Raw genomic sequence first — 24,507 nt, forward strand, 5'->3', positions numbered from 1 at the left:
CGATCACCAGCGTGGTACATTCTCATATCTCCTACATAAATGCCGACATGTGTCACATAATCGGCAGTTGCATAGGTCGAGTGAAAGAAAATTAAATCTCCTGGTTCAGCTTGTGACAAAGGCAAATGATCCATCACCTCGTATTGTGCTTGGGCAGTACGAGGCAAAATGATGCCAGCTTTCTGAAAGGTCCATTGGGTAATGCCGCTACAGTCAAAAGAGGTATTTGGATTGGAACCGCCAAAAACATAGGGATAGCCTTGATATTTCAACGCTTCATCCATAATTATCTGAACGGTTTGATTATCAAACTTTTGCGAAGCTGTCTCTAAATATTGGATAACTAATAGCACATAAAACATATTGCCATAGTTATAACGCCAGCCGCCATTTTTAGGAATAGAAAGTGCATTTTTATAAGTCACTCGTTGACCTTTGGCTTGTTCATTAGAAAAGCTTTCCGCTAACTCAAAGGAATAAGTTTTCCCATTCTTCGCGACATAATTTAAAAAGCTCCCACCGTAATTGTACGCTTGGATCACGCTTTGTTGGTCAACACCTAACGATTCCGCAGAACGTACCAGTCCTGCAAAATAAGAAACACCTTGTTTTATTGATTCTTCGGGATCAGTAATCGTATTTGGAGGTAAGCCTTTTGATTCTGACGATTGCATGACATCTTTTAGAGTGCCGCCACTTTCAACTTGAATAATCGCTAAGAGAATATGGATATAGTCCTCAATATTCTCTTGTTTTGCGTATTTTTCTACTAAGGAGCGATACTTTAGGACCTCTGGTGAAACAGACAAACCACTTCCTTGAATAACAATGGAATCAGAAGAATTACCTTGAGGTTCATCTGCCACAAAAATTGCCACAAAAGATAATAAGCCAAAGAAGGACAGAAAGAGCGTTAAAGCCACCATTATTTTTAGTTTCCATTTCATAGCGATTGACCTACTTTCTTTTCATTGGACGTGTGAAACGGACATTTTTCTTTTGACGGTTATTTTGAGAATAACGGACAGTTGACGTTGTTTGTTTCTGATTTGTCATGTACCTTGTTGGTTGCTTGCGAGAAATAGGAGCTTGTTGCTTGATAGAAGGTTGTTGTTTTATCGAGCGGTTCCTTTGTTTGGTTATTCGCTCTTGTACTTTGGAAGCTGTCTGTCCTTGTGGTACTTCTTGCGATACTGTTTGGATCTTATTCGATGGTCTGTGTTGTACAGGTGGACGAGTAACAGTAGAACGAATTGGTTTCATTTCTCGATTTGTTTTTCGAGATTGAATAACCGGTCTATTTTTTCTCGATACTGAATCTATTCGTTTGTTTGACGTACTTGCTTGTTGTATCTTATTCACTGCTTGAACCGAATCAACAGCTGGTCGTTGATGGTTTTTGTCAGTCGTAGGATTTGTTGTTCCTCGCTTTTTTTCTTGTTTTGTTTTTCGAGATTGTACAACCGGTCTGTTTTTACTTGTTACTGATTCCGTTCGTTCATCTGACATCCCTTGTTTAAAATCAGAAATGGTTTGATGAAGATTCCCTGTAACTGTTTTAGGTAACTCTTTGACTTGTTGTTTCTTTTGAGCCACAAAATTGCTCGCTCGATTTTTACTATCCAAGACTTTCCCAATTTGTTGCCCAGTCTGATAACTTCGAGTGGTTGGTCGTTGTGTGCGATCATTTTTTTGTTGATTGGAAGGGACAGACGCACGAGCATTGGAAGGCGTTGTACCTGCAATTGAAGGAAGTTGCTTGGCATTTTTTCTTCCTTTGGTTTTGCCTGCCAAATACCCAAGAGAACCACCGATCATGGTTCGACTAATGGTTCGTTGAAGTCGTCGTGCTCCTCGGTGCATATATTGTTTTGGTCGTCTCATAACCCCTCGACTAATTTGTTGGGAATCGTTGGCTTGAAGATTAAACAAACTCATAATATCGCCCATCTTTAAGTAGATACCCGCAAAAGTCACAATCTGTAAAAAGGCAACTAGGAAAAAGGGATAACTGGTGGTTAGGCTATACAACATGGTGGATAAACTAAACGCCACCGTAATAATCAACGTGATTCCAGCTCGCAACATAATGGTATTAAAGAGTTTCATCAATGCCGCTTTTCCCATGCCACTAAAGGTTGGCAACATAGCCAACAAGAAAATAATAGGCAAGAACATTGCATAGAGAATAAACAGAATTTGACTGAAAATCATAATGCCAGTCAATAAGAAAACGAAAATGGAAATCCCAATGTTAAACAAGACTAAAAAACTAACCGTCCCTAATCGATTGACCGTTTTTGTTAAGGTTAGTTGTTGGTTGTCGTGTTCTTCAATTTCATTTTTTACTGCTTCCTCACGATCTTTCCCATTATTGGTATCAGGATTGATTGCCAACAGGTCATTGACCCGACTTTCGCCAATTTCTTCTTTATTAGAGTTATCAAATTGTAGTAAAAGCCAAGGTTGTTCGACTTGTACCGAAAACAAGGTATCTCGAATACTGTCTACACTATCTGTTCCTTGTGAAGAGGAATGAGGAAAAATAATTTGCCCCCCTAAATCCAAACTGGCTTGCGAAATATCGGCAGAAAATTCATTAATTCGTTGAATGTACGAAGGGGCAAAAGCAATAAAGCCGGCCGACAAAACAAACACCACAAGAAAATTCGTGACTGCTTGAATTGCTTTGGATGTCTCTCGTTTGAGCAAGCCGACATAGGCAACATAGGCCCCTACAATCAGAATAAACAACAACAGAAAGCCAACATAAAAGCCAGAAGTCGAAAAGCCATTTTCTGATATGCCTGCTAATATTTGAATATTTTCACCAATTTGATTCGCTGTGTCTGAGATGAAATCCAGTTTGTAAGCTTGTTTGATCAAGTAACCCGTCGCATTGGAGAGGTACAAACTAATGGTCCAAATAAAATCAGACATAGCATATAAGCCATATTGCACTTGATTGCCAATGCCATCTTTCCAATTCCAAGGCAACCAGTCCCAATCGGTATCAACGTAGAAATCCAATTGATAATGAGACAAAGGATATTGTGAATACAAATTTTGTACGTCCACGGTATCATCAACTAGTCCAATCGCCTGAGCGACAGTACCAAAAAGTAAGAGAAATAAAAAAGTCATTCCTCCAATTAGAAGAATGACACCTAGCATTTTTTTCAATTTTGGTTTCAATGTATACACCTCACTCTTCTTGATGGACGGGGGGACGAGTATCAAAGGCATGGAATAAATCTTCAAAGACTGGATGGACTTGAATTGTACCAACACGCCCATATAAATCTTGAATCAAGCATTGGCCATTTTCTAATTCTCGCAACCGTTTTTGATTGTCCTCGTCGTTGGGATCCACACCAAAGAAAGTCAATGTTTTTTTGATTTCCTGACTATCCGTTGAACGAAAGGCAAACTTTAAGCCAATATTGTTTTTCAATTTTTCATCGATTAAGTCGTCCGCATTTTGCGTGACAAAATAAACACCCGCATTCATTGCACGTCCTGCACGAACTAAGCGATTCGACAAGGTTTTTCCTTGAGCTACTTGTAAAAACGACCACGCTTCGTCCAAATCCACAATTTTAAATTTGGTTCGATCAGAATGAATGAAATCCAAAGCAAAAGTCGAAATGACAATTAACATAGCCACACTCAATAATTCAAGAGTGGTGTAATCTGAAAAATTAGATTGGGCGTCTGGTAAAACCAAATCTGCCACTTGAATAATATTTAACTGTTTCTCTAAACTAATCGAGTTTTCCGTTGTCCCATCACTAAATAGTAAATGGGCAAAGTCATAATCGGTAAAACTTTCAATGTGATCCGCAATCGAATGCGATAGTGGGTTGTCATCTTCTCGTAATTCATCAATGACTAACCACAAACCACGAATCTCTTTTTGAGTGACGGATCGAATCGCTTTTCGTAAAAGAGGGAAACGTTCCCCATCTCGACTAGAAATTCCAGTTAGAAAAGTGAGAATATCAATCGCTAAACTTTCAGCGTCTTTCTTCCGTTTCATGAGAACATAGGGATCAAGCAAGCCTTGATTTTTCTCTTCACTGGTTAAATTGACAATATTAATTTCATCGGCCATGTCTGGCAAGGTTTCTTTCCAATTGCCACGTTCGGCCTTTGGATCAACAATTAACGCTTGTGCCCCAAATAAAACCGAGTAATACACCAACAAGTTATTAGAGAAGGATTTTCCACCACCTAAAGAACCAAGAAAAGCCGAAGCCAGAGCATTCGTCACCGAACCTTTGACACCTTGACTAGCTAAACTAGGTTTAAGATACACATTTTTTCCAGTCTCGATGTTGTAGCCAATGTAAATTCCTTCTGTTTCTCCTAACATTTGGGAAGCACCAAAACCTAAGCCAGCTAGAAAGTCAGAAGTCACATATTGCACATAGTCGTTGATGTATCGTTTGCTTGAAGGAAGAAATTCATAATGTAAGCCCAACATATCGCCAAAGGGACGAACCAATTTAATACTCCAATCGTCATAGAAATCTTTGATCTCATTGCAACGACGTTTTAATTCTTCATAGGAAGAAGCTGCCACTCGAATAACATAGCTTAGTTTGTACATGGCTTCTTTGGTCTGGTCTAATTCAGCTTCTAACTCATTGACATCTTCTAAGGCTTCCAAAACGTTGTTTCCTGTTTCATTGTCACTATTCCACGCATGATCGTCCAAGTCTTTGAGTTCTTTTTTCTTGTTCCGAACAGTAGACAAGGCTTTTTTATTGGCAACAATTTCAATGTTCATATTGGTATCAATGGGGAAGTCGAATTGTTGTTGCTGGTAATAGAAAATCTCATTGGAAGGAAAATCCAATTCGCCCACAATCGAATCAATCGTAAAGTAAGCAACATAAGACGTCGTTTCTTCATTTTGAATTTTCAAATAGCGTTGGTTTTCTTCAATCAAGGAACGAGTGGGTTTCAGTAAATCATATCGTTTTACGAGTGTTTGGTGTTTCAATTTTTTGAGAGGTAAAGGGAATTCGTATTCCTCAAAAGAACTTGTTTCTTTGCCATACAGATGTTCAATCAAATAGCCAAAATCATTTTTATCTAAGGGTCTGATATGGAAACGTCGTTCAATCTTTGCTTGTAAGAGGTCAGCCATTTTTGTGTAACGACGGACCTCATCTTGTGGCATCACGACAAAATCACCCATCCATTTTTGATTCACTTCTCTAAAAAATGTAGTGAGTGTATTTTTGGCAGATTTTTTCAAATTCTTTAAGGAAACTTCCTCTTCATTGACCAGTAATTTAAAGCCAATAAAAAAGCGATAGTCCACTTGATTGTCACCAATCATGTTTACTAACGCTTCGGTTTGTTCATCAATCCGCTGAAAAGCAATGTCTTTCAACCGACCAGTGACCGTTTCTTTACTTTTTTCTTGAATCGAACGAATCGATCGTTCGGTACTTATTTGTAAGGCATGAATCTTACCTTCACGATTTTGTGCAATGAGTTGTCGAAAATTCGTGTGGACTTGAAGTTTCTGTTCAGGGGTCAAAAAGGAATAGTTATAGGGCAACAATTCAAAATAGGCAAAACATTCGCCTTCGTGATTGAATACGAGGTTGTTTTCAATGTATTTAATCGGATAATTCAATGTATTCACTCCTTACAATTGTGGCAGTTTCATCCATTTTCTCTTTTTCAAAGGTTACTTTTTTTCCAGCATAGGTTCGTTTGGGACGGAAGGCATAAGTGACAACGGTTTGAATAAAACGATAGGGTTTCTTCCCATCGAACGTCTTTTGACTCATGAACCAAGTCAAGCCAACAGGAATGCCGACATATTTCAATAACGCCCCCTCAATCAATGAAAGAGGAGGGATATCAGCCAGTAGAATCACCGTAAACAGACTACAAACAAACCAAGCCATCTGACTAAAACTAATTGGAAAGGGAAGTTTAAAGTCGTTGATGGCATAAATCACTTTTTCAACGGACCAAATACTGGTATAGCTTTTTAGTTTTTTCAGTTTAAACACCTCCAAAAAAGAACACCTATAAAGGTGCTCTCAATAGTTTATATTTTTCTCAATATATCCAGAAAATATTGAGGAAAAACTTTTAGTGCTTCTTCAATCTCTCGTTTATTTTGTCTAAGTAATTCTTTAGTTATCCTTTTACTAATTGAAGTAATTGTAAAAGAAGAAGAATTTTCAATAATTCGAGCCAAAATTTGAGCAATTACTCGATCAGAAAAACCAAGCTCGAAAATATTTATTGATAGATTGCTAGGAAGTCCATAACGTATTTTCTTTTGTAGACTTTTAATCAAATGAAGTGTTGAATCATTTTCGGAATTTTCCATAAATGTTGCAACTCCATTTAGAGGTAATATAGTGCTGTAAGCTAGTATGTTATCACATATTTCAATGATATCTTGTAATATGAGCGGAACTAGCTGATTACGCTTACTAATTTGGAATTGATTGCTTTGACAATAGTTTAAAATATCAGAATAGCTTTGTCCTTGAGTCCATAATTCACATATCTGAGTAAAAATAGAAGTATCATCAATCCTATTTATAATATTATTTTCTGAGAATAATATTAACTGAGGAAAGATTATGTCAATCAATTCAAATTCTGACCTTGCTTGAGTAATGTTTTCAATTTTCTCTGAAATCCATTGAGACAAGACTTTAGAGTTATCAAATCCTAAAGAGGATATTGAATAAAGAGATAGTTCAGCTTCAGTGAAAGAAAGAGAATAAGTCTTAATTACCTCAAACAGTTCAACTAATTTTTCTTTTTCGCTATCGCTAGCCAAATGATAACCTAAAGTTTGCTGAGTTACCATATTAGTAAAATTTGGATTTGAATCTTTAAAGTATTTCACAAAGTACATTACATAGTTTTCGACATCTTTTAAAATATCTAAAATTATCTTTAATTCGAAGTTGAAGTCTGATATTTTATTCGGAAAATTTGAGTTGCTAATTACGGTTTTTATCTTATTGATTACATCATTAAACTGTTCTTGATTAGTATACTTTTGTGGCAGTACATTCCAAAGATTAATAGGGGGGAATTTATCAATTATAATAGGCCTAACAAGCTTTAATAAATTACTCTCACTGTCTTCTGAATTATCAATATCTAGCATATTTTTGTATCTGTTCCATTTCCAATTTGATTTGTTAGAATGAATAAAAGGTTCTGATAATATAACCGTTCCTTCAATATGCTTACCTGCTCTACCCACTCTACCTAATAAATTGTGAAAATCACGAACCTTCATTTGACTTTTTCCTTGATAGAGACTTGAAATAATAAGGTATTTAATTGGTAAATTCACTCCTTGAGCTAAGGTGGAAGTACAAACTACAAAATTGATTAAATTCTGCGACATTGCATATTCAACTGATAATCGAATTCCTAGAGGAATATTACCATGATGAATAAATATGCCCTTCAAGGCTGAAATATAATATTCAGTATCACTTCCTAAGTTCATATTAATAAGACTTGCTATTTTTGTATTCTCATTTTGACTAACTTCATTTGAAAAGGCTGATATATCTAGTCCTCTTTCTTCAAGTTCAAGTAGTCTTTCGATGGTCTTATCAGCAGTTTTTTTTGTTCCAGAGAATATAGCTGTTGCTCCATTGTGAACCATTTTTAATGCATAATAAATTTGCATATCGTAAGGTTTATTGAGTTTTCTTTTACGAAAATCCACGTCAGGAAAATACCTTTTTGCTCTTTCTCTATCAAGTCTATTTATTTCACGTATATCAACAATTCTTGGGACATAAAAATCATCTATGTCAGGATTATCTTGATTTAGAAAATATAACTGTCCAGTTTGTCCCATCCAATCACCTATTGCTATTGATCGTTGGGAAGAAATAATATTGTTGTTAGAAATAACTTCTCCATCAGTACCATTTAACCATTCATTGATTACTTCACTATTCGCAATAACCGCTGAGATCAGTATTTTTTGTGAAGATTCATTTAAGTAATATCTGATTGTTGAAACAAGCAATTCATAATTAGTACCTCGCGAGCTATCATCGAATAAGTGAGCTTCATCAAAAATAATCAAGTTAAGTTCTTCCAAAATTTCACTATTATTTCTAATTAAGAACAGTAATTTTTCAGGAGTGAGTATAATCAATGTGTTTGTAGCGATATCATTATCAAAGAACGCAATATCATCTTTTTCTGCAATATCCGACAGTTCGTTTATGATTACCTCATCATTTGAAAAGAATTCTATTAAATTTAGAGTTATTTCTTTGCAGAGAGCTTTAAATGGAGCCACAACAACGGCAAGTTTTGTTCGATGGGTAATAAAAGCTGATCTAATTATTAAACCAATTGAAGTTGTTTTGCCAGAACTCGTAGGCATTTGAATGACTCCAGATTTACCTTTAAAAATATTCTTTTCTCCTAGCAAAATTTGACTAGGCCACAATTCTTTTATTGTATGATTGTTTAACAATAAATCTTCCCAATCTTGTATTGTCGTATCAGAATAATTGGGCAAAAGATTCAAAGCAGAATTTTTATACTTTTTAATAAAAACTGCCAATAATGAATCTCCAAAAAGAATCTCTCGTGGATTTTGAGATAGATATATTTCTTGTTTTAAGTCATTTAATTTTTCAAAATCAATGGGTGTACCATCTAAGTAAAATTGAGATAAGTCATATATTAGATAATAGAAGAGATTACCATATTGACTGGAAAACTCGTACCCCTTTAATTCGTCCAATCTGTCTGCTAATAGATATAAAAGAAAAGTATCAATTTCATTAATTTCTAAATCCATTGCCCAATCTATCTTGTTTATCATTACTTTTGTACTTCCAAGTGCATCCGAAAGATAGAAAGAAATTGCCCCTAATAATCCAAAATAATCATTATAACTTGCTTCACCAATCTCTGAAGTAAGTAGTGAATCAAAGTAAATTGATGTGAAATTTAAATTTTCAAATAGTTCATTATTTAATTTTGAAGAAAATTCAGTATATCTATTATCCCAAATAAAATTAGATGCATCACCAATTGTCGCTATTGCAAGGACTATTAATTCTTGTGCCATATATTCTACTTGGATATGCTCTTCAAGAGGAACATTGTATTCAAACATTTTTGATTTTGCTTGAACTTTTTTTAAGTAATATTTTGAATTATTTTCAATTAACATTGGCAGCCCTCACATACATTTGTTTAATAAATTCTAAAAATTTAGGAGAGTGTACAGCTATTAACTGAACATCTGGACTAGGATGTTCTGAAGTATCGATTTCTTTTAATAACTCTCTAGAAAAAGCTTTATCCGAACTAACAGCTGCTGCAGCAAAAGTTCTCTTATGAGGTCTGTCTGTAGGATTTTGAAATCTTCTTACTAAACGCATACCTTCCTCTTCATTATAGTTCTTTAACATTCTGTAAGAGGCATTTAAAGATTCAGCTATTCTAACAAGGTCTTTTGCAGAATGATCTACAGCATTTTGTAGAGTTGCTTCTGGATTTGATTCACTATTTCTAGCTTTTACTTCAACAATTAACATTTCATCATTGATACTATTAGTTTCAATAGACTCTACTTTGTACCCAATTAAGTCACTTCCTTGTGTGGAAGTATTTCGATTGAATTTTTGTCTGTAGCGTACTCTTGGAACTATATAATTCAAGATGTATTCAATGTAATCTGCAATTAATATTTCTGAAAAATCACCGGACATTGTTGCTGAACCCAATCCAAAATTTGGATTGGGAAACTTCATATCTCTAAGGAATTCAGCTCTAGAAAGACCAGTACCTTCTCTTAGTTCATCCAATTCTTCAAGTGAACAATAATGCTCTCTAAGATGTCTTGCCCATTGTTCGAAAACGGTCAGATCATCATTTATTTCAATTTTTATAACAGAGATATCTTTTCCTTTGTCAGTGATAACGATTTCTTCATGAATAAAGTAATCAATGAATTTCGGAATATCCATAAAACTCAACCCCTTTTAAAATTAATAACATTATATCATTAATTTTAAAAGGGTATTAATTGTTTTATAACAGAAAGAAATTGTTTATATAAAAGATTAGTAAATATTAGGATGTATGCTAGATTTTTCTATGCTATCCTAAATATTCAAACACCCCATTACTCGTAACTAAAAAGTTCCCTTCCAACTCCATATCTCGTCCAAGTGATTGATAGTCAATATAATTTTGAAGGTTAGAAGGAACTTCACCAAGTTGGCCTGTTTCCTCCACATAATAAGTCGCTACATCTTCCATTGAATCACAATCTGAATAACAGATAATATCGTCTTTGTGTTCAATCAAGTCTTCTAAACTAGAAAACCACATGCTCTGAATTTCTTTTAATTCTTTCAAAATTTCTGTGTCCTCAATCTCTTCAATTAAGGCACATAATCGATTAATTTCTGAAATGGGTGTGTATTCACCAATTTCAAAAGGCAACTCATAATCATGAATTGCATATTCTTCGTATTGATCATTCAATCCAATTTTTTCTTTGACCTCTTCCATATCAATAGGTGGTTGGAACCAAGCACCGACTATTTCGCCTTCGTTGTATTTTCCTAAGTTGGAGATATAAACTTGCATATCCATTTGGTTTCATTCCCTTCTAAGCACCGATAATACGATTGAAAAGATTCAATAAGACATCTTTTACACCAGCAGCATTAAATACCAAGCCAACCGCAATTAAGGCAATGATCAAGAAGCCAATCAATTTAGAAAATTCTCTTTTAAAACCTAAATACACACCAATCACAACAATTGCCATTAATACTAATGATTCCGCATTGGAAAGAAACCAATTATATAAATTTTGTCCAAAGTTCATCACACATTCTCCTTTAATTAATAATAACTTCCTCTACAGGAAGGGTTTGTTGTTGTAAAATCTTTTTCTGACGATCCGATAATTCCGCATAATCAATCATATTTTGGATGACACTCGTTTGATTGAGTTTGTCGATTTTCATTGCTAATTTTAAGGTAGGAATGACTTGTCGTGACAACCAATTCAAGGTTCGGTCAAACGAATAGGGTTCAGGTTCTGAAGTTAGTTTTAGTTTTCGCTGATTTTCTCCTAGGAAAAATGCCCAATCCGCATTAATTTTCCATTGACTACGACGTTTGTTGGAATCTTTATCCACAAACCGAATATATCGGTTGATAATGGAGAAGGTCGTTTCGCCAACGTTTCCATTGTTTAATAAATCAATCACTGCGTGTAAGGCACGTTCATTTTTCAAACGAATCTCAAAACGATTTTTGACTGGATTCTCTTCTAATGGAATCCCAAGTTTTACATATTGCTCATAATCTTTTTGATAGATACAAAAATAGACTTCTGATTTTAGCGAACCAATATACAACGTATCACCCATATCAGCTTTTTCATGTTGGCGAACCAATTCACCTGAACGATAATTTTTAAAGCTACGAAAGACAGAAATACATTCTTCGTTCTGACATTTACGCGTGAGTTCTGGAATATTTAATAAGCCGACTTTATCGTTAATCGCTAAATCCAAACGTTTATAAACACCATTTACTGCAAAGACATCTAGGAAGAAGTCTACCCACGTTCTTCGTTGTGCCAACAAAAAATGTTCAAATTGCCGACAGCCTTTGCCTTTCATTTCTACGAGAATACCTTTTTCAATATCATGAGATACCATGACCGCGATATCACCAAAAACATATTGTTCCTCATACGAGTAAAAAGCGTATTCCTCATGTAACATATACTTCATTTTTAGTTTTAAGATATTCTCGATCACTCCTTCTGGATTAGTGGTTGGAAATCGAATCCGTACATAGTCGAATAGCATTTCCAAGGGTAACTCTGGATTGAAACGTTCGAGCAGAACATCTAATTCTGAAAGTAACTCACTGGAAGGAACGACTTTTTCTGTTTCAATTTCACTAAGGTATTGTCTTGAGATACCAACTGCAGTAGCTAGTTTATTTTGCGATACACCATAGTTTTTTCTCCGTTCTTTTAGTTCTAATACTTGTTGTTTGAGGTTTATCAACACAACTTCTCCTTTCTTTTTTGAGTGAACAAAAAAGATGTCAACTATTCAAAAAAAGTTGACACCTCATAAAGCGATAGAAAGTTTGTTGTATCAAAGTTCCTAAGCCTTTATTGCTTATTATTTTTGTATTTCTACCCCCCTGTTAGAATGGGGGGGTTAATCAAGGTGGGCGTGGCAAGCCACACCCACCAGATAAGAAAAAGCCATGACTTATGCGCTGCCGTCATGACTTTTTCTGTCTGTGTTCCGTTTATTACGTTGTTCTTTCCACTAATGGGCAGTGAAATTGTTGATATTCTTGATTTTATACATTCGACTACGCTCATGTTTCCCCTCTAAAAGATATAAAGTATCAGTCACAGGCTCCTTCGATCCTTCACATCTTTTCTACGGGACGAATGGAAGACCTTTATAATCTAATTCTCTAACGATTTGTAAAATACAGAATAAGGATGCCAATTGGCGCAATCAAAACACTAAAGAAGTAAATTAATAAAATTTTGATGAAGCCCCAAATGAAGGCAAAAATGCCACTGGTAATCCACACATTATTCCCCATTAAAAGAGAGACAATCGAATCATAAACAAACATAGCAAATGGATAGAGAAGAAAGTTTAATCCTAAAAAGACATAAAATGAAGTAGGGGCAGTATCAGGACTTGAAAAATAGAAAAACGCAGTGACAATACCACTAAAGATATACTGACGGATCAAATAGGCTGGATGCAAACTGGTAAAAACAGTACGGGTAAAGTGAGACATGGCAATTCCTCCCATCTTGTTACATTAACTATACCGCAGTTTGTTTAAAAATTCCGCTTCTATCCGTGCTATTTCGTATAGCCATCGATACCTTCTGAAAGTAAGTCATTATACAAGGCTTCAATTTTTGTCCGGTCAAAAGGAGAGGTGGCTAGTTCTAACCCTGATTGTAAGATAGATAGAACCACAGTGAGTGGAACGCCATCTGTAATGCCGCCTTCTTCGATAGGGACTAAACCAGTAATCCCATTTTTACTGACATCAGAAGCTAGAGAGTGAAAACGTTGTTGTAATTCTTCATTCTCAGTTCTTGAAAGTTCATACAAACGATAAATGCAATCATCAAACTCCATCTTCAGATTCCTCCTTTTTTACTAATGGTTTCGAGTGACACAAGGCACCAATCGTTTCTAAAAAATCATGTCCTTTAGGAACAAGTGGTGTGTAGAATTCGCTAATGACATTGGTTCCAACATCTACATATCCTCGGCCTTTAATTTGTTTTAAAAAGAAATCTTTATCGACATCTCCAAACATCATGGAATACCCAAGCTCACTCATACGCCCAAGTGCCACACGAAAATTAAACTGATCACGAATCCCATCTTGTAAGTATTTTGCATCCGGTCGCTGACAAGCCAAGATAATAAAGAATCCCGCTTGCCGACCTAACATGACGATTTGTTTTAATTTATTCATGACTGCCATATTTTCTTTAGCACTCAACATTTCCATATACGCCACATACTCATCAAAAATAAGGAAGTTTGGTTCTAGGTTTAGATAAGCGTAATTTTCGCCTGTTTTATAATGAGGCATTTTCTTCATATCGAGACTACGCGCCATCATGCGAGCATAAAAATCATCGATACATGCAGATATTTCTTCTTTTTGGTAATAGACATTATCCATCACTGTTCCTAAGTCCGCTAAATCGGCATTTTTGGGATCAAGGATAAACAGCTTGGCGTTGGTTTGAAGAAGGGACTCAATAATCGTAAGAATGAAATACGTTTTCCCACCACCGGTTCCACCTGCAATCAACATATGAGGCAAAGAATCGAAAGCCCACGCCAAATTTTTCATCAATTGCATAGCCCCATCTTTCACAGAAACCTCTTCAATTGAAACTCGATTGGCAATCGTGTCATAGAGTAGGGTGTATTCCACAAAAGAGTCTTTGAGTTCTTTATCGACTAGCTCACAGTACAAGCCTGATTCCAATTTCTTCTCTAAGCGTAACAATTGATCTTGGTATTTACCTAATGTGATTTCAACAGTAATAACAATCAGTCCGTTGTGCATTCGATAGTAGAACTTAGCAAAGTAGCTGATTTTTTCTTTCTTTTTAGCAGGGGAATCTTCAAAGAGTTGAAATTCTTCCACTTGTTTTGTTTCTAACCATCCGTTTTCTAGAATCATTCGAGCGAGTTTTTGACGATGGGTTAAACTCTTGTAATAATCGAACCCATACCGATACAGTAAATAGAGGAGAAAACCAACAGTAAGAAGTGAGAAGACGAGTGATAGACTACCATAGGGACTGAAAAAGTGTTGTTTAAATTCCTCTAGTTGCCAAGTAGTTCGACTGAAAAAAGCCAGATGAAAGGGAAAAAATGCAAGTAACCAACAACTTAATATAGCACCAAAGAAAAACTGAAAGACCAAGTGTTTATCGCTTGGTCTGATTCGTTTTCCTTTTCTTTGTAAGAGTTTCATGGGCTATCCCTGTTTATTCTTTGGCTCAATTTTCGGTGTGGTTTTATTCTTTAGAACCAAATCATCGGCCTTAATGTACCAATCAACATCCGCCCCACGATAAGTCGCATTGGCTACGGTGTCTGCGATTGGGTTGATTAATTCCACTTCAGCATTGTAATCAAATTCTCGTAATGGAATTGAAGCGGGAATACTGACTTGAATCATTCGTACTTGTTCACGTGATTTTAAATCATAGGTTCGTTCTTTGACTTCAGTTGATACACTGCCATCTTCATTGTTTAGAAAAACTTCCCGACGTAGTGCAGAAAATTTCAACCGTCCAAACGTTTTTTCTTTGTCGATAATAATTCCTTGTGCTAATCTCATGTGTATTTTCCTCCTTTAGGCTTTGACCATATCGTCTGCATGTAAAATGTAATTCGTGAATCCTCGTTCGCCAATCTTATAACCTTCTGCGATAATGCGTGGGTTAATCAATTTGACCGATTCTTCCACTTCAAAGAATTTTTCTCCGGCTGTATGAGGTAAAATCACCTCAATATCATCAGCACGTTGTATATCTGAATATAGGTTATAGCTACGAGAAACAGTAGCTAAACGACCATTGATGCGTCGTTGTTCAACATTTCCTTCGCCCGCAAATTCTAAGTGTCCAAATGTGTCTTTCATAATCGGTACTACGTGTTTTAATTCCATTGTTTTTCCTCTTTTCATTCAAAATTTTGTATTGAAATAAGCTTAAAAATTGTTGTTGTGATCGGCGGGGAACGTGAGATTTTCCTCATTGATACACTTCCTTTCCAAACAAAAAAGCAGCTCAACTATTGGATTAGTCAAACTGCTTTAAATGGTAAAATAGGTGCCATCGGATAACTCAAAGGTATCTTCCAAAATATCTGGATCAGTTGGCTTTTCTTCAAAGTGCTCGAAATGATTTAATCGCTTTAAGCCATCCTCATGAGATTCAAAGACATCTAAGTCAATCAATTCATCTAAATAAGGAAATAAGTCATAATGACAGTTTTCCTCGATTAAAAGCGCTAAACGATTGAGTGTGAGAATATCCCCATCGTCTGTTAATCGGAAAGGGGCTTCCCAATCTTCAATTTCATAACTTTCATCTGTTTCCAATTGTAGCTTTTCTCTTAGTTCATCCAAAGAAACAGGTAGGGTGAACCAAGCGGCAATAATTAGTCCGTCATACTCAAATCGACTAAGGTTGGTGACGTATACTTGAATTGTGTTATCCATTTTTATTTCTCCTTGTATAAATTCCGAATAGTTTGTATTTGATTTTTAACAATCAGTAGGTATTCTTCGACTTCCATCAATTGTTCTGCGATTGCTTGACGTCCACGCACTTCTCGGCCGTCAATATGTTGTAAAAATTGGAAGTTATGCATCGCCGCAGACAACTGATTGATTGAATTGGTACATAATAATTGTTGGGCAGCGTTTAAGCGTTCGCGTGTTTAACCATACGATTCTCCTTTACCATAGACCTTTGCGACATTCGACAAAATAAATTCCGCACAGGGAACAACGATAGAGTTTCCTAGTGCTTTGTATCGGGCAGAGTCACTGATTAATTGATTATCAAATCCATATTGTGTCCAATTTTCAGGCAAACCCATGATTCGCTCACATTCAAGTGGAATGAGCTTCCGAACAAACCCTTCAGTTTCAAATCCTTCTTGCCAATAAGCAAAGGTATCAACAGTACCTGCTAAGAGAGTGGGAAAAGGGTCAGTTGATTGTCCGAAACTGGAGACGAATCCTTTGGTATTTTTTTCTTTTGCATACGTACGCATTCGGCGCTCTTGGAAGGGATAGAGGAATAGTTGCCGCCCTGCTTTAGTAGTAAGGCTTCGATTGTCTTTGGGGGACGACAACCTGTTCTGGTCGCAAGTTTCAAGATGCGACTGCATTCCTTGGGTGTCAAATAATATTTCTCTGGCACGGAAGTCTCTAAAATCTGCGACGAGAAAGATTCTTCGGCGTCGTTGGGGGACACCCCAATATTGACTATCAAGGACTCGCCAACACACATCAACATTTCTCCCTCGCACCATACCGGCATTTGCCCATTGACGAGAGGGAGGAATTGGAACTTCGGCTTGAACGAAGGCTTCCAAGACGGCCTTAAAATCCATCCGGTCATTCGATGAAAAAGCTCCCATGACGTTTTCCCAAATAGCGAGAGTTGGATACTTTCCATTGGTGGCATCCCTCATTTCTTCAATAATTCTGATAGCTTCATAAAATAAATTGGATTTTTTGCCAGCTAATCCTTCACGATTTCCAATGGTTGAGAGGTTCTGACAAGGGGATCCAAACGTGACAATATCAACCGGTGGAATTTTTCCACCATGTAGTTTGGTTAAATCTCCTAAATGAATCATATGGGGAAACTGTTTCTTTGTAATACGAATCGGTGCTTTTTCGATTTCACCTGCCCATGATAGTGTAATGCCCTGTTTTTGAGCGGCAAGAGGGAAGACACCGATACCGTCAAAGAGGCTTCCTAAAGTAAGATTTGTTATTCTTATCATCTCCTTGTAAATAAAAAAGACACCCCAATATGAAGTGTCCAAAAAAATGTTGTGATTTCTATTTGATTATAAGGGTGAAATATAAAAAGATTACTCTTTATTATCATCGTATCTTGTTAAAATTAAAAATAGATAAATAACTAAGATACATTTTGATTTCGTAATGTCAGATTGTTTAATTAGACCATGTGCAATTTCATTTCGTAGATTAAGACCCATTGGTTCAACCATAATTATTTGAATTAAAGTATGAATATCCTCTCCTAGAAAAGTTTTAATGTAATCTTTAACTAAAAATTCGTTAAATGTTATTTCATACTGAACCATATCTTTTTTGAGTGATGTAGTTGCGAATCCCAATTTAGCAAGAAACCGTCTAAATGTAGATTCAAATTGAGGAACTAAAATATGAATAGAGCTAACATAGTCTTCTTTAAAAAAATTTTCAATTCCTGCTTTTACAAGAGGGTAGTTTCTCTCATCAAGCATTTTCCATGAATCAAATTTTTCCATAAGATGATCGGCAGAAAGGCTATGTTCTTCTATCAATTTTTCAAAAATAGCCTTTAAAAAAATCTCTAAATTTAGTGTCAATTCTTGTACATAACTAGTAATGAAAATGAACTTTTTTGACTCTTCTTTAGTTTCTGCGTTTACGATTTTGTTTCCACCATGAATTATACTTTTTGAGACAAGATTAAAAAAATTATTATCTGCTTCTTGAAGTGATTGTTGCTGCTTAATTATACTGACATTTGGAATAAATTCGTCACTTTTTGCAAGCTTATCAAGAGATTCATGAATGTTAGAAATAATATAAGGTGAAATACAATTATCGATATAGTCTGTAGGAATTGTAAAAGGAATTTTTATTGTTGCCATTTCATCACTTTGTTGATATGTTTCATAAGTTTGCTTTATTAAAACTTTTAAGTCATTAATTTTTTCTGTTTCTCCCATATTCTTATAGTATTCAAGTGCTTGTTCTAAGTTAAAAGCTTTTGTTAATGAGCTTTTTTGTTGTCTCCCGCCTTGATACTCAGCCTCTAATTCATAGCTTTTTCCAATATCCAGACGGAGGTTTTGTATTTGTTCTGTATTGTATGCCTCAAACTTTCCAAGAGCTATAGATTCCTCAATAAATAATCTATAAAAATGATACTCATGATTTTCAAAACATTTGTTTTTAAGATTTGTCAATATTGTTAATGTACAGGTGTAAAGTTCTTCTGAAATGTAACCTTTAAATTTAGAATCTAAAATGATTCTTACTAATTGAGAAAGATTACAAGCCCATATCGAATTATCTATATCCCTCGATTCAATTAATTGTGAATGTATTAGTTGAATAGCTTGTTGCAGGTATTTTTTATTATTCATAGAAAGCGAAACCTCAACTAATCTTGATATAGATAAAATAAAATTACTATCCTCATGTACAGTCTGATATTTTCTACAACTTTCTACAAGTGATGCAAGTAAAAATTGTGAAATTTGATATTTTTTTCTCGTTACTTTTTCACTCCCATACTCAAAAAGAAAATCTGAATATCTTACTTTTAAAAAAATATTATCAGTTTCAATCATTCTTCTTTCATAATATAAAAATTGTTCATCAGTGAAAGCTGTAATTTCAGGAACATTTCCAATGCCTGTAATACTGTATTCGGGGACAAATCTAGTGTCGCTTTTATTATTCGAAAGAATTGGTTTTTTTTCGATAAGTGAACAAATATCAATTTCATATTTTGCTAATTTTGCTTCATTTAAAAATCCTTCCGATTTTGCCCAATCATGGATTTCTTTAAAACCATCTCTAAATTCTGTATAATACTTGGTAATTTCTATTCTTTCTAGTTCATTAATTTTATCTATAAATTTCGTCATCTAGTTATCTCCGATATACCTAATTTTAAATTTAATTATACCCTCTCAAATGCTATGAAGGAATATAAGTATATAAAAAATAATTTTTAACTGGATGAAGCAAGTGAATAAAAGAGATTCAAAAAGATAGTTAATCATTTATTAGAATGTATAACTGACAAGAATGAAAGAGTGTTTTACTATATTTATGCACATGGAAACCTATACATGAAATAACCAAAAGGGTATACTCAAATTATAAGAAAATAACGAGGTGAAGAAAATGACTGAAAAAGCACAAAACAATGATGAAATCATTGAAAAGGCGAAAGACTTTTTTAGAGAAGTAATTGCTAAGAATCATATTAAAAATACAGAAAAGTTAAAAAACATAAACAACTTTAACGTGAATCCATTTCTGAACAAGTATTTAGCAAATTATTTAACAGGGAACGATGATCCTGAAAGTGTTTCGAAGGCATTAATATATCCAAGAGTTTTAGGTACTTCAATTAATACTTCATTCGGTTCCAACCTTCAAAAATTTATCAATAAAACTCTGGAAGGATATGGCTCTACTACGACTGGAATGGACATAGAATTTATTGATAAAATAGATGGAAGAAAAAAATACTGTCAAATTAAAGCTGGCCCTCAAACAATTAATTATGATGATGTGACTACAATTCAAAATCATTTTAAATCAGCGATTAATTTAGCTCGTACTAATAATATTCCTATTGCAAATATGGATTGTGTCGTAGGTGTTTTTTATGGCGAAGACAGCGAATTAAGTGCGTTTTATAGAACGTTAGCAGAGGACTATACAGTCTTAGCTGGAAAAGATTTTTGGTATCATTTAACAGGAGATGAAGATTTTTATCAAAAGCTAACTGATGGTATTGGAGATATAGCTAATGAATTTGATAGTACTGAGCTTCTTGACGAAACAATCAAAGCTTTGGCTGAACAACTAAAAAATATTGAAGGAATTGAAGAGTAGTTAAAAAAACTAGTACCTTTTTAGTGTACTAGTTTTTGATATTTTAAAATTGATTCAGATAATTTACTACAGATTTTCCAATAGCTTCCGCAAGATTTACCGGGACAGCATTTCCAATTTGTTTATATTGATTGTTTGTGCTTCCAGCAAACTCCCAATCATCTGGGAAACTTTGTATTCTTGCATATTCTCGAACAGTAAATGGACGAGTTTCATCAGGATGGCAACGTTCTGTTTGTTTCTGCGCGGGTGATGTAGTTAACGTTAGAGAAGGCTCATTCCAAGATAAGCGTCTAGCCATTCCTCTTCGACCACCACCAGAATGATAGGATGCACCCATGTAACTTTTAGCAACATTTTCAGGCAAGTTAACCCAACATCCTCCAGGAGGGACTAAGTTAAGGACTTCTATTTTAGACGCTGGATAAGAAGCACCTTCACTTTTCGGAACATCTTTTAATACATCCCTTAGAACAGGTTGATAGGTATATTCTTTAGGAAATTTAAAAGAATATTGTTGTTGTTCAAAAAGGTCGTTTCTAATGCCAATAATGACAATCCGCTCTCTTTTTTGTGCAACTCCATAATTCCAAGCATTCAGTATATTCCAAAATACTTGGTAACCTGAATCCTCGAAAATTTCTATCATAGTTTCTAATGTACGGCCATTATCATGATTCAAAAGACCTTTTACATTTTCTGCTATAAACATTTTAGGTTGCAGTTGTACTAATAATTGTGAATAAGGATGAAATAGAGTACCTCTAGTATCATTCAGTCCTTGACGTAAGCCAGCATAACTAAAACTTTGACAAGGATAACCGCCAGACAATACGTCTAGTTCTCCTCTAAAAGTAAACTGATCATGATTAAAGATACCATTTTGAGCAATAGTATTAATATCTCCTTCAATCACATTCCAATTAGGGCGATTTAATTTTAAAGTACTACATGCTGTAGAGTCTATTTCAATATCTGCAACAGAATTGAATCCAGCTTTTTCCAAACCTAAGGATAGACCTCCTGCACCAGCAAATGTTTCTACAAGCGTGTAATCGCGTTTTGGAGTAGTATTTTGAATATCAATAAACTCATCTAGCTTGTATTTAAATCTGTCTAATGAATCATCGTTAAATAATTCTAGCTGTTTATTATTAGTTGCATGTTTTTTTACTATAGTTGTAGTCATTGTATCACTCAATTCTTCTTTAAGTATTTCTGCATAGGATAGTCCTAACTCATTAGTGAGTTTGACAACATTAGTTTTTAAAGGAGAAAAACCTTCGGATAACATTTGAGACAATTGACTTTTACTCATTTGTAGTCGTTCCGCTAGTTCTGTTTGGGTTTTTATATTCTTTTGTTTCATGGCTGATAGAACTATTTCTTTATCAATAATCAAAGTACCCTCCTCCTTGTTTAAAATATTTTGAACAACCCAATTATAGCGAACCATGTTTTTCTAGTCAATACAAATATACGCAATAATTAAATAATATTTTTTAGAAGAATGATTTTTATTGTAGTATCAAAAGATGTAATTCTAATTAACTTATTTTTTGAATTTTTCTTTTATGAGGGTTAGTTCTTTTTCGTATTTAACAGAATTCCTATGTTTATTCAAAAAAGACACCTCAACTTTGGAAGTGTCTAAAACCTTTTGATTTTTGGAAGTACCATTCACTTATTAAACATACTGATAAAACAATATTCCTTAATATACTGGCGAAGTTTTTTAGTCATAAAAATGACCATCCTTTTGACCTTCCTTAGTCGTATGAAAGGGGACGCATCAGAGTGTGTTAGTGAACGAACAAAGAAATAAAGTTCGATTAAAGACTACCAGAAATCATATCAATATTGAGTATGGTCTCAAAGACACAAACGCTGCAGAATAAGAAAAGCGCTGATTTATCAGTTTTTAGAGAGTATCCTGAGCATAGGATGTTTTCTTTTTTTTGTCCTTGACCATCCTTTTGACCCTCTCTTTTAAGTAGTACAAAAATACATCAGAAGTTCTTGTAAATCTCAAAAATCCGATAATTTTAACTAGGTTTCACTAGGAATCATTGAAACATCCAATACGGTCTCAAAGACGCGAACGCTGCGGAATAATTCTAACAAGGTTAGAACGTTGGTTTATCAACGATTTAGAGATGTTTTCCTTCACTGGAGACATCTCTTTTTTTGCGCATGTTGCGTTTCTTGTTGCGATATTATTTAAACTTAGTTCGTCATGAATTGTGCAAAGCGATTACCTGTCTCTTCCCGCTTTTTATCAGTTACATGAGCATATACATTCATTGTTGTTTTTATATCTGTATGCCCCATGCGCTCTTGAACTTCTTTGATAGGTACGCCAGATTCAAGTAGGAGACTGCAATGAGTGTGACGAAATCCATGAACTGTCATATATTCTAAGTTATTATCTTTAAGAATTTTCGTTAGTCGATGATTTAAAAAATCAAGATATAAAACTTTGTTTTCTTCTGAGGTAAAAAGTAATTGTTCTTCATTATCATGTTTTATCCCTAGTTTGAAGAAAAGCTCTTTTTGCTGTAATTTCCAACGTTTCAAAAGTTTGAGTGTCTCATCATCTAAAGATAACTCTCTGACACTTTTTCTTGTCTTAGGGGTTTGAAAAATTAATTTCCAACCATCAGCAGTAGCAACCGTCTGTTTAACAGACAAGGTTCCTCGACCAAAACTTATATCTTTCCAACGTAAGGCATGTAGCTCACCTTTCCTAAGTCCGGTAAATGCTAGAATTCTAAACATCAGGAATTCAGAAAAAGGCAACTGTTTTTTTGCTTTATCTAGAAAAGTAATCAATTGTTTTTGGCTGTAGTAGGGCGCTGCATAATCCTCTTGATCAATGTCCATTTGTCTTTTGGGTCGAATTACACCATTCATTGGGTTATTAGTAAGCAAGCGTACACTAATAGCATACTGAAAGATTTGAGAAGTAATCATAATCAAATTATTGAACTTTTTGTAATAGCTGAACCAATGATTTACTTTAGACTGACAATAAGGGATAGTTATCTTGTTGATCGGAATTTTTCCGAAATGAGGTATGATATGCTTCTTTAGAGCAAATTTTTGAGCAGTAAGTGTACTTGCTTTCACAGTATTCTTATACTGTTCTAACCACATTTCTGCTACTTTTTCAAAGTGAAGGTTACTATCAAAAATAAAATCAGCGCTTTTTGATTTTAGAAGCAATCGAGATAAAGCAAGATTTGCCGCTTGTCTTGTTTTAAAACCACTACGATTAGTTTTTATTTCTTTACCAGTTAATGGGTCTTTACCAAGGTAAACATGAAATTTATAGGCAATTTCACCATTCTTCTTTTTATATTTCTTTATTTTCGCCATAAATATATTATCGTCCTTTCTTGTCCGCCAGCATGTCGAACGAGTGGCATCACTCCTTTCAATTTGGTATAATTGGGTATAGCAAATAAGCATTAGGTTTATTTGGTTTTAGCACGCTCTCGCTTTGGTCGGTGGGGCGTGTTTTTTTATTGTGCAGAAGTCATATATGCATCAGTAATTAATTCTGCTTGTTCCATATAGACATCGGTCAATTTCGTAGCCCAATCTTCGTAATCTTCATATTTCCCAGATCCGCTAGTCAAATGAACATTTGCCATTTCCTGTATTCCTTCATTGGAAATTTCAGCCAACTCACTTATTTTGTCGTTTGACAATTCTGCTAAACCTTCTACTCCGTTTTGATTATTAGGATATTCAGCATTGTATTCATCAACTAACTTCGGTGCTGCTTCTTTAATTTTTTGAGTGTATTCGTCTAGAATAGCTTGATATTGTTCATCAGCGCTTTTGCTCTCTTCTTTTGGAGCTTGGCTTTCTGATGAAGCTTTTTCTGATGTTTTATCTGATGTCGAAGTTGCTTCTTTTGAGCTGGTAGATGTTTTCTCAGCAGAGTTTTTATCTTTAGAATTACCCCCAAGAGATCCGCCAACTGCAGCAACTAGAATTACCACTAAAATCCAGAACCATACCTTTTTGTAAAAGGGTTTTTTTACCTTATACAATTTACCATCTTCGCCTCTAACTCTTTTTGCCATTTTTATTTCCTCGATTCTTTGATATAATATATTTGTACTGTCTCAGAAATGAGGTTAGGGCTTTTAGAAGTTGGAGCTTCTAAGAGCTTTCTTTTTTTAGCAAAATATTTTCATGGGTTCAACGAAAATAGATTCGCTGTCAAAAGTAAAAATATAATTATGATGAAAGTGTTTTGTTCCGTATTTATTATTCCATACGTTCAACGCACATTCTAGAAGATATGGTATAGAGATACAAGTATCTCTATACCATATCTTCGTGCTTTCATTCTTCTTTCCACACACTAGGAACTGTAGGAATAAATAACGTCCTTACTAAAAGAAATCGCTCTTTTAGTAAGGATTATGGGCGGATCAAAGTTATTACATGTGTACAAAAAATAAAGAAAAGACCATTTTTGCAATAAAGGAACCAGCA

At 34.8% G+C, this 24,507-nt stretch carries 22 protein-coding genes; 1 reads left to right on the forward strand and 21 read right to left on the reverse strand.

Features of this window, described 5'->3' with window-relative positions; genetic code table 11:
* The 18 genes from EG2_RS13110 to EG2_RS13195 all read right to left on the reverse strand — a co-directional run.
* The coding region (locus EG2_RS13110) for a bifunctional lytic transglycosylase/C40 family peptidase (protein ID WP_060815101.1) at positions 1–947 on the reverse strand (947 nt) is incomplete at its 3' end.
* A gap of 10 nt (positions 948–957) precedes the next feature.
* On the reverse strand, positions 958–3,174 hold the full coding sequence (locus EG2_RS13115) for a CD3337/EF1877 family mobilome membrane protein (protein WP_002405434.1): 2,217 nt from the start codon (positions 3,172–3,174) through the stop codon (positions 958–960).
* A 31-nt stretch (positions 3,175–3,205) separates the two neighbouring features.
* Positions 3,206–5,653, reverse strand: a complete 2,448-nt coding sequence (gene tcpF / locus EG2_RS13120) for a conjugal transfer ATPase TcpF (protein ID WP_010774562.1) — start codon at positions 5,651–5,653, stop codon at positions 3,206–3,208.
* Entirely contained in the window at positions 5,637–6,029 is a 393-nt protein-coding gene (locus EG2_RS13125; protein WP_025188218.1) for a conjugal transfer protein, read from the reverse strand. Before EG2_RS13125 ends, tcpF begins: the two co-directional genes overlap by 17 nt.
* A gap of 47 nt (positions 6,030–6,076) precedes the next feature.
* Complete coding sequence (locus tag EG2_RS13130; protein WP_005231832.1) at positions 6,077–9,214, reverse strand: DEAD/DEAH box helicase; 3,138 nt, start codon at positions 9,212–9,214, stop codon at positions 6,077–6,079.
* Entirely contained in the window at positions 9,204–10,013 is an 810-nt protein-coding gene (locus EG2_RS13135) for a Hachiman antiphage defense system protein HamA (RefSeq protein ID WP_010774564.1), read from the reverse strand. The genes EG2_RS13130 and EG2_RS13135 overlap by 11 nt, the downstream gene beginning before the upstream one ends.
* 133 nt (positions 10,014–10,146) lie before the next feature.
* Positions 10,147–10,647, reverse strand: a complete 501-nt coding sequence (locus EG2_RS13140) for an antirestriction protein ArdA (protein WP_002405429.1) — start codon at positions 10,645–10,647, stop codon at positions 10,147–10,149.
* Between the two features lie 16 nt (positions 10,648–10,663).
* Entirely contained in the window at positions 10,664–10,885 is a 222-nt protein-coding gene (locus EG2_RS13145; RefSeq protein ID WP_002405428.1) for a hypothetical protein, read from the reverse strand.
* 13 nt (positions 10,886–10,898) lie between these two features.
* A complete protein-coding gene (gene mobT / locus EG2_RS13150; RefSeq protein WP_060815082.1) occupies positions 10,899–12,089 on the reverse strand; it encodes a MobT family relaxase in 1,191 nt (396 codons plus the stop codon).
* A gap of 424 nt (positions 12,090–12,513) precedes the next feature.
* Positions 12,514–12,852, reverse strand: coding sequence for a hypothetical protein (locus EG2_RS13160; protein ID WP_010774565.1), 339 nt, complete (start codon positions 12,850–12,852; stop codon positions 12,514–12,516).
* Between the two features lie 68 nt (positions 12,853–12,920).
* The gene (locus EG2_RS13165) at positions 12,921–13,205 is read right to left on the reverse strand and encodes a hypothetical protein (protein WP_002405424.1); all 285 of its coding nucleotides are present in this window, start codon (positions 13,203–13,205) and stop codon (positions 12,921–12,923) included.
* Complete coding sequence (locus EG2_RS13170; RefSeq protein WP_002405423.1) at positions 13,195–14,571, reverse strand: FtsK/SpoIIIE domain-containing protein; 1,377 nt, start codon at positions 14,569–14,571, stop codon at positions 13,195–13,197. The genes EG2_RS13165 and EG2_RS13170 overlap by 11 nt, the downstream gene beginning before the upstream one ends.
* Positions 14,572–14,574: 3 nt before the next feature.
* Positions 14,575–14,940, reverse strand: coding sequence for a YdcP family protein (locus tag EG2_RS13175; RefSeq protein WP_060815083.1), 366 nt, complete (start codon positions 14,938–14,940; stop codon positions 14,575–14,577).
* A gap of 15 nt (positions 14,941–14,955) precedes the next feature.
* Positions 14,956–15,270 carry a YdcP family protein gene (locus tag EG2_RS13180; protein ID WP_005228395.1) on the reverse strand — a complete coding sequence of 105 codons (315 nt, stop codon included), beginning with the start codon at positions 15,268–15,270 and terminating at the stop codon, positions 14,956–14,958.
* Between the two features lie 147 nt (positions 15,271–15,417).
* A complete protein-coding gene (locus EG2_RS18510; protein WP_002405419.1) occupies positions 15,418–15,825 on the reverse strand; it encodes an antirestriction protein ArdA in 408 nt (135 codons plus the stop codon).
* A gap of 2 nt (positions 15,826–15,827) precedes the next feature.
* The gene (locus EG2_RS19175) at positions 15,828–15,977 is read right to left on the reverse strand and encodes a hypothetical protein (protein WP_002405418.1); all 150 of its coding nucleotides are present in this window, start codon (positions 15,975–15,977) and stop codon (positions 15,828–15,830) included.
* A gap of 69 nt (positions 15,978–16,046) precedes the next feature.
* A complete protein-coding gene (locus EG2_RS13190; RefSeq protein WP_172461411.1) occupies positions 16,047–17,126 on the reverse strand; it encodes a DNA cytosine methyltransferase in 1,080 nt (359 codons plus the stop codon).
* A gap of 90 nt (positions 17,127–17,216) precedes the next feature.
* Positions 17,217–19,013 carry a DUF4209 domain-containing protein gene (locus EG2_RS13195; RefSeq protein WP_002405416.1) on the reverse strand — a complete coding sequence of 599 codons (1,797 nt, stop codon included), beginning with the start codon at positions 19,011–19,013 and terminating at the stop codon, positions 17,217–17,219.
* Positions 19,014–19,275: 262 nt separating this feature from the next.
* On the opposite strand from EG2_RS13195, the gene EG2_RS13200 reads away from it, so the two are divergent.
* Positions 19,276–19,995, forward strand: a complete 720-nt coding sequence (locus EG2_RS13200; protein ID WP_002405415.1) for a PmeII family type II restriction endonuclease — start codon at positions 19,276–19,278, stop codon at positions 19,993–19,995.
* Positions 19,996–20,038: 43 nt separating this feature from the next.
* Here the strand turns inward: EG2_RS13200 and dcm are convergent, their stop codons facing one another.
* The 3 genes from dcm to EG2_RS13215 all read right to left on the reverse strand — a co-directional run bounded on the left by dcm (position 20,039) and on the right by EG2_RS13215 (position 24,089).
* Complete coding sequence (gene dcm, locus EG2_RS13205) at positions 20,039–21,397, reverse strand: DNA (cytosine-5-)-methyltransferase (protein ID WP_010783152.1); 1,359 nt, start codon at positions 21,395–21,397, stop codon at positions 20,039–20,041.
* Between the two features lie 824 nt (positions 21,398–22,221).
* The gene (locus EG2_RS13210; protein WP_060815084.1) at positions 22,222–23,373 is read right to left on the reverse strand and encodes a tyrosine-type recombinase/integrase; all 1,152 of its coding nucleotides are present in this window, start codon (positions 23,371–23,373) and stop codon (positions 22,222–22,224) included.
* A gap of 146 nt (positions 23,374–23,519) precedes the next feature.
* On the reverse strand, positions 23,520–24,089 hold the full coding sequence (locus EG2_RS13215; protein ID WP_050762665.1) for a hypothetical protein: 570 nt from the start codon (positions 24,087–24,089) through the stop codon (positions 23,520–23,522).
* Positions 24,090–24,507 lie beyond the last annotated feature (418 nt).

Origin of the sequence: Enterococcus gallinarum NBRC 100675, assembly GCF_001544275.1 — a bacterium.
Lineage (GTDB): Bacteria > Bacillota > Bacilli > Lactobacillales > Enterococcaceae > Enterococcus_D > Enterococcus_D gallinarum.

What these genes read in the sequence shown, in the direction of transcription:
- EG2_RS13140 (WP_002405429.1), bottom strand. Translation starts at nt 10,647, where the DNA reads ATGGATATGCAAGTTTATATCTCCAACTTAGGAAAATACAACGAAGGC.
- EG2_RS13165 (WP_002405424.1), bottom strand. Translation starts at nt 13,205, where the DNA reads ATGGAGTTTGATGATTGCATTTATCGTTTGTATGAACTTTCAAGAACT.
- EG2_RS13145 (WP_002405428.1), bottom strand. Translation starts at nt 10,885, where the DNA reads ATGAACTTTGGACAAAATTTATATAATTGGTTTCTTTCCAATGCGGAA.
- EG2_RS13200 (WP_002405415.1), top strand. Translation starts at nt 19,276, where the DNA reads ATGACTGAAAAAGCACAAAACAATGATGAAATCATTGAAAAGGCGAAA.
- EG2_RS18510 (WP_002405419.1), bottom strand. Translation starts at nt 15,825, where the DNA reads ATGGATAACACAATTCAAGTATACGTCACCAACCTTAGTCGATTTGAG.
- EG2_RS13190 (WP_172461411.1), bottom strand. Translation starts at nt 17,126, where the DNA reads ATGATAAGAATAACAAATCTTACTTTAGGAAGCCTCTTTGACGGTATC.
- EG2_RS13130 (WP_005231832.1), bottom strand. Translation starts at nt 9,214, where the DNA reads ATGTTAATTGAAAATAATTCAAAATATTACTTAAAAAAAGTTCAAGCA.
- EG2_RS13210 (WP_060815084.1), bottom strand. Translation starts at nt 23,373, where the DNA reads ATGGCGAAAATAAAGAAATATAAAAAGAAGAATGGTGAAATTGCCTAT.
- EG2_RS13135 (WP_010774564.1), bottom strand. Translation starts at nt 10,013, where the DNA reads ATGGATATTCCGAAATTCATTGATTACTTTATTCATGAAGAAATCGTT.
- EG2_RS19175 (WP_002405418.1), bottom strand. Translation starts at nt 15,977, where the DNA reads ATGCATAACTTCCAATTTTTACAACATATTGACGGCCGAGAAGTGCGT.
- EG2_RS13215 (WP_050762665.1), bottom strand. Translation starts at nt 24,089, where the DNA reads ATGGCAAAAAGAGTTAGAGGCGAAGATGGTAAATTGTATAAGGTAAAA.
- EG2_RS13195 (WP_002405416.1), bottom strand. Translation starts at nt 19,013, where the DNA reads ATGACGAAATTTATAGATAAAATTAATGAACTAGAAAGAATAGAAATT.
- EG2_RS13180 (WP_005228395.1), bottom strand. Translation starts at nt 15,270, where the DNA reads ATGGAATTAAAACACGTAGTACCGATTATGAAAGACACATTTGGACAC.
- EG2_RS13170 (WP_002405423.1), bottom strand. Translation starts at nt 14,571, where the DNA reads ATGAAACTCTTACAAAGAAAAGGAAAACGAATCAGACCAAGCGATAAA.
- EG2_RS13160 (WP_010774565.1), bottom strand. Translation starts at nt 12,852, where the DNA reads ATGTCTCACTTTACCCGTACTGTTTTTACCAGTTTGCATCCAGCCTAT.
- EG2_RS13115 (WP_002405434.1), bottom strand. Translation starts at nt 3,174, where the DNA reads ATGCTAGGTGTCATTCTTCTAATTGGAGGAATGACTTTTTTATTTCTC.
- EG2_RS13175 (WP_060815083.1), bottom strand. Translation starts at nt 14,940, where the DNA reads ATGAGATTAGCACAAGGAATTATTATCGACAAAGAAAAAACGTTTGGA.